We start from the raw sequence: 7700 nt of genomic DNA, 5'->3' as shown, positions 1-7700 counted from the left end.
GCCAGGGGTAAAGCCCACACCCGCCGCCCCCCCCCCACCCCCCAACCCAACATACAAGAACACCAAACAACCCCCCCCCCCACCCCCCCCCCCCCCCCCCCCCCCCCGCCTTCGCCCGCCGCCTTCGCCTGGGGGCGAGTCAGTCTCTGGCCCAGCAGGTCACCTGCACGGAGGCACGAAACCCGCTGTCTTGACGTAGCGAGCGGCGACCCAGCCCTTGGGCGCCGTGACCCGGTACCAGGCGCGGTTGCCGTCGACGGGCTGTCCGAGCTTCCTGCACGTCAGATCAATGATCTGTCCGCTGCGGTAGAAGCCGGTGACCGCCGAGTTGGAGGTCGGCTGCTGTCGTACGTTGAGCCCGGACCTCGCGATGACCTTGCCCTTGACCGTTTTCGAGGGTGCGAGAACCGTGAGTCTGGCCTTGGCCACCCACCTGCCGCAGCCTGTCCCGCTCACTGTGACCTGGTGCCGGCCAGGGGCAGCCTGCCCCTTTACCAGGGCACGTCCAGAGTACGCGGACGGGTTACCTCTCTTGTTCAGCATCACCGTTCTGACGAATGCATCGGATCTGGCCTGCACGGAACGGCACGATCTGGGAGCGCCGTCGACTCTCACAGTGAGCGTGTCCCCCTGCTTGACCGTGGCGGGGGAGAGCGAAGCTCTCGGCGCCATGACGGACGACGCCTGCACGGTGCCGGAATCGGCCTGAGCAAGGCTGGTCATCGCCACCGAAGCAAGGGCTACCGCCGCGCAGCCGCTCACGGCATCGCGAACCATCATCTTCGTTTTCCCTTCAAGAGGCCGCATGCAATCTCCACGGGGCGGAGCCCTGCGGACTGAAGGCACCATAAGTCCGATGTTGAGGCAAATATCGCTTTCACCACGCGGTGTACATCCGGATCATCCGAATGCGTCGGCTCCAAGCTCCACTCACCGCAGCTCGACTGGTGGGCGGATGGTGGAAGCGCGGGGCGGCGTTACGTCACTCCCCCGCCGCCGGGCGCCGACGCCGTATTGCCGAAGCGGCAACAAATGTGGCGCCGCCGCGATGTGCTGGAGGACGGTGGGTTCGTGACCGATGAGACCGCAGCACATGCAGCACAGTCGCCCGCACCCGCACCCACACCCACCACTGCCTCAGCCTCAGCCTCAGCCTCAGCCTCCGACGGGTACCTCGGAGATCCGGCGGTGCGCGAGGAATGGGACAGCCGATACGCCGACCGAGACCAGTTGTGGAGCGGCCGGCCCAACGGCGCGCTCGTGGCCGAGGTCAGCGAACTCACCCCCGGGCGGGCGCTCGACGTCGGCTGCGGCGAGGGCGCGGACGCCATCTGGCTCGCGCGCCGCGGCTGGGAAGTGACCGGGCTCGAGGTCTCGGGGGTGGCACTGGAGCGGGCGGCCGGGCACGCCCGGGAGGCCGGAGTCACCGTCGACTGGGTCCACGCCACACTGACGGAGGCTACGCTCCGCCCTGCTTCCTACGACCTGGTGTCCGCCCAGTACCCGGCCCTGCTGCGCACACCTGACGCCGCGGCCGAGCGCGCGATGCTGGCGGCCGTGGCGCCCGGCGGAGTGCTGGTCCTCGTACACCACGCGGGTATGGACACCCACCAAGCAGACGAAGGCGGATTCAACCCGGCCGACTACGTCTGGCCCTCCATGGTCTCCGCTCTCCTGGACGAGAACTGGAAGGTCGAGGTGGACGAGCAGCGGCCACGCGTGGCACCCGAGGGCGGCGCGGGCGCCCATCACACCGATGACGTGGTGCTCCGCGCACGTCGATTGCGCTAGACGTTTCCCATGCACCCGCGGCCAGGCACGCCCCCTCGGTGCCTACCGCTTGCTCAATTCGACGATGCCGATCCCGGGGCCGGTGCCGGGTCCGGGCCCGGTGCCGGGTCCGGTGGTGCTGGGGAACACCGCCCCTGGGTCAGCAAGGTGCGCAGGACCGTCTCGGCGTGCGTCCAGAGCAACGATCCCGCAGCGTCGGCAAGCAGGTGCCGGGTCGCCGTCGGGATCATCTGGGCGAGTGATTCACCCAGGTCCGGAGAGTGGGCCGGGCTGGTGTCCTGCTGTCCGTACCAGAGGTCGACCGGGACGGCGATGTCGGCCGGGTCGAATGGCCAGCGGCCCATCGCGAGGACGGTGTCGCGGGCATAGCCCGCTGGGCCCTGGCTGAAGGCCTCGTCCATCGCGCGCCGGAAGGCGGGCCGGAAGACCGGGTCGGTGTAGACGGTGCGATCCGCCTCGGGGCTCGTCGTGATGATCAGATCCCACAGTGTGTCGGCGCTGCCGAAACCGGCGAAGGATGCCTCAGCGGCCCGGGGGTCGGCTGCGACGGCGTCCACCATGCTCCTCGTCTGCGGATTCAGCGAGTGAACGAAGCGTGGGTGGGCGAGTTCGTCACTGCCGGACACCACTGCCACCGCGTGCACCAGACCGCTCGCCGCCAGGGCGAGGGCGAACGGTGTCCCCTGGGAGAATCCCACCGCCAACGGCGCGTGCAAAGCGCGCTCTTGGATGAAGTGCCGGATGTCGGTGGCCCAACTGACCAGCGTACGGTCGGGGTCCGGGTCCGGGTCGGAGGCGCCGAGGCCGGGCCGGTCCACGCTGATGAGCCGGATACCTGCCGCATCGACGATGCCGCCGCCGAAGCCGAGCCACCTACTGGTGGCCGCCCCCGGGCACACCAGCACCGGGGTGCCGTCGGCCGGTCCCCATTCCGCCCAGCCCAGGAATCGACCATCCGGCAGTCGGGTCCGTCCGAGCCGCGCAGGTTCACTCACGCCGTAGTCCATAGATCCGTAGTGTTCCCTGCCGCCATCCCGGCTGTCGCCCCCTATTTCCCCCGCCGGTCGCGGCAGCGCGGGAGGCCGCGAGTCACCGGGATGGCCCGGCGAATGAACGTGCCGGTCCACGAGCAGGCAGCACGGAGAGGCCCACCGGCCGTGTCCATGGACCGCGGAACCGGACGCCGTTCGAGCGCGTCCCGAGGCTCGATAGGCTCGGTCGCTGTACTGCACGGACATGGGGGATGGCATGAGCCAGGCGCTCTATACGGAACGGTCGTGGAATCCACTGGCGCGGACCGTTGAGCTGACGGGGGAAGACCTGCGGCGCGGCGGCAAGGTCACGCCACTGAGCCAGCTGAACCTGCCGGCCATGGCCGAGGCGTTCCAGCGCGGCCACTGGCTCGGCGGCGGCGGCACGGAACGTCCACTGGACCAGTTGGCCGCGGGCAGCGGCATCGTCCCGGTCACTCGTGTCACCGGCACGGCCGCTCCCGTAAAGGTGCGCCAGGCGGCCGAATTCGCCCAGAAGCTGGGAGAGTTGGCGGTACGGAATTGTGGCGGGCCCGCGCAACTGAACGCCCTGGCCGAGCGGGCGCGGGCGGAGGGCGTGCCGCTGTGGATGGCCCGGCGGTACGCACACGGCCCCGCCGGCCAAGTGGGAGTGGCAGTGGACCGGCGGCTGGTACGGGTGGACGTGTGGGGGCCGAGCGCTCCCGCCGTACGGATACGGGCGCCGCTCGGCTTCCTGAGCAGCACCGCCGACCAGGCCCAGGGGCTGCGGATGACCGTCGGTGACGTACCGGCCGTGCTCGTCCTGCAGAAGAAGCTGCGCAAGTCCAAGAGCTACGCACGGGCGCGGCTGCCTCAAGGCGTCTGGGAGCTGCGGCGGACGGACTCGACGAGTTCCTGGTTGCTGCGAGACGAGCAGCGGGTCGCTCTGATCCAGCGGCCGCCACGCCGCCCCGCGCTCGGCCCCGGCGCGGTGCTGCTGCCCCTGGCGCACGTTCGCCACGAGAGCCCGGACCCGCTGGACGCCGTCATGGCCCACGCCTTCGCGGCCACCTTCGGCCTGGGCGACACCACGGGTACGGCCCGCTTCCGGCTCCGGCGCTCGTCCAACATCGCAGGTGAGCCGATAGCCAACGACGACGCCTGGGACCGGCACTGGTTCAGCAACCTGGGCATCGGCGGCGACGACAACGAACCGGGCGGCTCGGACGGCTGGGGCTCCGACGGTGGAGACGGGGGCGACGGGAGCGGCGATGGAGGCGGAGGAGACGGCGGTGGCGGTGGCGGTGACTAGAGAATGGGTGCCCAGAGAAATAACGTAATCAAAAGCAATCAGCGCCGGCTGTCCGACAATGATCCGCGAGGAAGCAGAAGCTGGTGGTCTCCGTGTGGACAGCGAAGGTGTACTGCTCGGCGGCGCTCCGGCTCAGTACGCAAAGCAAACTGCCTTTGCACCGTGGGAAGATATCCGGTCCATGGTCCTGTGGTATCAGACCACGGTCGGCAGGGGGCTCAACCATATCGGCCTCCGCCGTCGGCCAGGTGCTCCGCAGCTGGCCGGGCCGAACCCATCAATCTCTGGCGTCTCGACCCAGAAAAACTGCAAGCAGCGGTCGAAACGTTTGTGCCCGACGTTCCTGTACTGGTCTATCAACAAACAGATCAGTAAGCTCCGGCAGGATCTGCTCGCCTGTCCTCAGCCACCGACCGTCCTCTGGCAATGTGCAGTGGTGCGCACCGTGCTGCGCGGTGGCCGCCAGTTCCTCACACCGGCGGCTTGGACGTCCGGAGGGCTTGACCTGCGTTCAGGCCGCGCCGCGGAAGACGTACGCCGTCATCGGGGCGGTAACCGGCCCTGGGCCCAGACGGGTCGCCATTTCCCCGATGACGGTTGCCCGGACGGTCGGCACGTCGCCGCGCTCCTCGACGGCCGCGCGCACCGGTGTCCCAGCGAGGAACCCGGTGGCGACATCGGCGCCGAAGGCGTGCCTGCCGAGCGGGCCCCACGTATTGAACAGGCACCGGCCGCCCGGGGCCAGCATGGCAGACCAACAGATCGAAGCCTCCGTCCGTGAACGGCAGCCGCTGCGCGTCGGCCTGCCGCCGCACCGCGCCCGGGCCCGGGACGTCCCGAAGGCAACCATGGCCTCGTTCCCAGTAATCCGCGGCCAGTTCGAGGACCCGCCGCGGGCGGAGCGCCGCCGCTCGGGCGGCCAGGTCTCCGGCGAAGGGCCGGAAAACCACCGGCACCAGGTAGCGCCGCCTCAGGAAACCCCCGCCGTGCCGCGCCGCCACGCGCCCAGGGGCTGGACCAGGCCTTGAGGGGTGTCACACCTCGTTTTCCCTGTACAGGACGAGGTGCTCGTGGAAGAGCACGCCGTCACGGATGTCGCCGGTGGCGGTGAAGCCGGTGTCGTCGACGTAGTCGAGGTGGCTGCCGGTCACGGTGTAGCGGCCGGTGTAGGCGCTGCGGCGGCTGCCGCGTGCCTCGTCGTAGCGGCCGTCGGCGCGTAGCTCCTGCCGGATGTGCCCGTCCCCGGTGACCCACATCCCGACCACGTCCACGTCCACGTGCGGGTGCGCCTCCACGTCATCGGTCCTTCGCCCGGCGGCTTTCTCCGGCGGGCCGAACTGGTCCCTCACCATGCGCTCCTTCTCGTTCGCGGGTGCTGACACCTTCTGACACCTGCTGACACCAGACTGGGCAGCCCGGGCGAAGGAGGCCAGGACCAGTCGTGCCTGGGTACGGTGCACCCAGGCAGGCGGGCGGACGGCCGCCTAGCCTGGAGGGGTGACCAGCAACGATCTCGGAGATTTCCTGCGCGCTCACCGAGCCCGCCTGCGTCCTGACGACGTCGGGCTCGCCTCCTACGGCGCCCGCCGGGTGGCGGGGCTGCGGCGGGAGGAGGTCGCCGTACTGGCCGGCATGAACAGCGACTACTACGCCCGCCTCGAACAGGGCCGTGAGCGCAGCCCGTCGCCGCAGATCCTCGAGGCCATCAGCGGCGCGCTGCGGATGGACGACGAAGCGCGGGAGCACATGTTCCGGCTGGCCGGCACCGCACCGGAAGGTGAGCGGCGGCAGCGGCCGAGAGAAGCGGTGAGTACCGCGCTGCGGCATCTGCTGGACGGGTACCCGAACGCCGCGGCGTTCGTCCTGAACCCCGCCACCGACTTCCTGGCCTCGAACGCTCTGGCCGCCGCCGTGTTCTCACCGTTCGAGAACGTGGACAACATGGCCCGCATGACGTTCCTCGACCCGGCCGCCCGGAGCTTTTTCACGCGGTGGGAGCGGGCAGCGGAGGCAGTCGTCGCCGGACTGCGCCACGCCACGGGCGTCGACCCGCACTATCGGCGCCTGCACGACCTCGTCCGCTCTCTGGCCGGGGCGAGCGAGGAGTTCGCCGCCTTGTGGTCCTCGCACACCGTTCACGGAAAGACCCATGACCGCAAGGAGATCGTGCACCCCGACGTGGGGCCTCTCGCCCTGACCTACCAGACCTTCGATGTACGAGGAGCACCGGGCCAGCAGCTGGTGATCTACCACGCCGAACCGGGAAGCCCCAGTGCCGAGGCGTTGGCCTTGCTCGGCAGTCTGCACGCCACCCGGCATCGGGAGTCCTCCGAGGAGCGGTAATGCTCCGGCTTCGGCCGGGCCTCCCGCCGAATCGTCTGACCTATGCTCTGCGGCATGACGAGCACAGGGAACGACAGGAACGGCACCGTGCGATGGGGCATCCTCGCGACCGGTGGCATAGCCGCGTCCTTCGCGGAGGAGCTGAAACTGCTGCCCGACGCGGAATTGGTGGCGGTCGGGTCGCGATCGGACGCGTCGGCACGGCGTTTCGCCGAGCGGTTCGACATCCCGCGGGCCCACGGCAGCTGGGCCCGGTTCGCCGCCGACCCGGACATCGACGTCGTCTACGTCGCGACGCCGCACTCGGCGCACCACGCCGCTACAAAGTTGTGCCTGGAGGCGGGAAAGCACGTCCTGTGCGAGAAGCCCTTCACCCTCAACTCGGGCGAGGCCGCCGAGCTGATCGCACTTGCCCGCGAACGTGAACTGTTCCTGATGGAGGCCATGTGGACGCACTGTCTGCCGGCCGTCCGCCGTGTGGTCGAGCTCGTCCGCGAAGGCGCGATCGGTGATGTGCGGTGCGTACAGGCCGACCTGGGGTTCGTCGCCCCGCCCGCGACCACGCACCGACTGCGCGACCCGGAGGCCGGCGGGGGCGCCCTGCTCGACGTGGGCGTCTACCCCGTCTCGCTCGCGCACCTGATCCTCGGCGCCCCCGACGGCATCGCGGCCTGGGCGAAGCTCACTCCGGACGGCGTGGACGAGACGACCGGCGTGGTGCTCGGCTATGACAGCGGTGCCGTTGCCACACTGAGCTGCTCGATCGCCGCGGAGACCCCGGCGACGGCATCGATCTCCGGTACGAAGGGGCGAATCGACCTGCCGAACGGCTTCTTCTTCGCCAAGGGGTTCACGCTGCACCGCCACGGCAGCGCATCGGAGGAATTCCGGTTTCCCTCGTCCCAGGGGCAGGGCTACCACTGCGAGGCCGCCGAGGTCATGCGGTGCCTCCGTGCCGGGGAGACCGAGTCCCCGCTCGTCCCGCTGGAGGGCACCCTGGCCGTGATGGCCACCCTCGACGCGATCCGCGAGCGCATCGGGGTCCGCTACCCGGGCGAGGGGGCGCCGGCACTGAGTGGTGTGGTGAGCCAGGGCAGCTCGACGGCCGCCGCCGGCGTCACCGGCTGACCGGCGTCGAAGCCGGCCCCTGCTTGGACACGGTGAGTGGGGGGGGGGGAGGACGGGGGGTGGCACCCACCCCCCCGTCCCCCCCCCCCCCACCCCAAAAACCCCCCCGAACCACCCCACCCGCTTCCCCCCCC

General features: G+C 70.1%; 9 protein-coding genes. 5 read left to right on the top strand and 4 right to left on the bottom strand.

Annotation, left to right across the window (positions count from 1 at the left end):
- Positions 1-159 precede the first annotated feature (159 nt).
- Complete coding sequence (locus ACZ6JY_RS32655) at positions 160-429, bottom strand: SH3 domain-containing protein (protein WP_469201739.1); 270 nt, start codon at positions 427-429, stop codon at positions 160-162.
- A 759-nt stretch (positions 430-1188) separates the two neighbouring features.
- Between ACZ6JY_RS32655 and ACZ6JY_RS32650 the strand changes: the two genes are divergently transcribed.
- Positions 1189-1791, top strand: coding sequence for a class I SAM-dependent methyltransferase (locus tag ACZ6JY_RS32650; protein WP_469201737.1), 603 nt, complete (start codon positions 1189-1191; stop codon positions 1789-1791).
- Between the two features lie 53 nt (positions 1792-1844).
- Here ACZ6JY_RS32650 and ACZ6JY_RS32645 read toward each other — a convergent pair whose 3' ends face one another.
- Positions 1845-2786 (bottom strand): alpha/beta fold hydrolase, encoded by a 942-nt coding sequence (locus tag ACZ6JY_RS32645; protein WP_469201735.1) that lies wholly within the window; start codon positions 2784-2786, stop codon positions 1845-1847.
- A 253-nt stretch (positions 2787-3039) separates the two neighbouring features.
- Between ACZ6JY_RS32645 and ACZ6JY_RS32640 the strand changes: the two genes are divergently transcribed.
- A complete protein-coding gene (locus ACZ6JY_RS32640; protein ID WP_469201733.1) occupies positions 3040-4095 on the top strand; it encodes a hypothetical protein in 1056 nt (351 codons plus the stop codon).
- A gap of 511 nt (positions 4096-4606) precedes the next feature.
- On the opposite strand, the gene ACZ6JY_RS32635 is transcribed toward ACZ6JY_RS32640, so the two are convergent.
- Complete coding sequence (locus ACZ6JY_RS32635) at positions 4607-4843, bottom strand: hypothetical protein (RefSeq protein ID WP_469201731.1); 237 nt, start codon at positions 4841-4843, stop codon at positions 4607-4609.
- On the opposite strand from ACZ6JY_RS32635, the gene ACZ6JY_RS32630 reads away from it, so the two are divergent.
- Positions 4842-5123: a hypothetical protein gene (locus ACZ6JY_RS32630; RefSeq protein WP_469201729.1), complete on the top strand. Its 282-nt coding sequence runs from the start codon at positions 4842-4844 to the stop codon at positions 5121-5123. The genes ACZ6JY_RS32635 and ACZ6JY_RS32630 overlap by 2 nt on opposite strands.
- 6 nt (positions 5124-5129) lie before the next feature.
- On the opposite strand, the gene ACZ6JY_RS32625 is transcribed toward ACZ6JY_RS32630, so the two are convergent.
- On the bottom strand, positions 5130-5351 hold the full coding sequence (locus tag ACZ6JY_RS32625) for an Atu4866 domain-containing protein (protein ID WP_469201959.1): 222 nt from the start codon (positions 5349-5351) through the stop codon (positions 5130-5132).
- 241 nt (positions 5352-5592) lie between these two features.
- Between ACZ6JY_RS32625 and ACZ6JY_RS32620 the strand changes: the two genes are divergently transcribed.
- Entirely contained in the window at positions 5593-6438 is an 846-nt protein-coding gene (locus ACZ6JY_RS32620) for a helix-turn-helix transcriptional regulator (protein ID WP_469201727.1), read from the top strand.
- A 54-nt stretch (positions 6439-6492) separates the two neighbouring features.
- Complete coding sequence (locus tag ACZ6JY_RS32615) at positions 6493-7566, top strand: Gfo/Idh/MocA family protein (protein WP_469201725.1); 1074 nt, start codon at positions 6493-6495, stop codon at positions 7564-7566.
- Positions 7567-7700 lie beyond the last annotated feature (134 nt).

The sequence above is a fragment of the Streptomyces sp. NPDC046335 genome (assembly GCF_055587985.1).
Note: the sequence above shows the minus strand (reverse complement) of the source record. Positions and strands in the feature narration are given on the sequence as shown.

Excerpts from the sequence above, each read along its gene's own strand:
- ACZ6JY_RS32640 (WP_469201733.1), top strand. The coding sequence starts at position 3,040 with ATGAGCCAGGCGCTCTATACGGAACGGTCGTGGAATCCACTGGCGCGG.
- ACZ6JY_RS32630 (WP_469201729.1), top strand. The coding sequence starts at position 4,842 with ATGGCAGACCAACAGATCGAAGCCTCCGTCCGTGAACGGCAGCCGCTG.
- ACZ6JY_RS32635 (WP_469201731.1), bottom strand. The coding sequence starts at position 4,843 with ATGCTGGCCCCGGGCGGCCGGTGCCTGTTCAATACGTGGGGCCCGCTC.
- ACZ6JY_RS32625 (WP_469201959.1), bottom strand. The coding sequence starts at position 5,351 with ATGTGGGTCACCGGGGACGGGCACATCCGGCAGGAGCTACGCGCCGAC.
- ACZ6JY_RS32615 (WP_469201725.1), top strand. The coding sequence starts at position 6,493 with ATGACGAGCACAGGGAACGACAGGAACGGCACCGTGCGATGGGGCATC.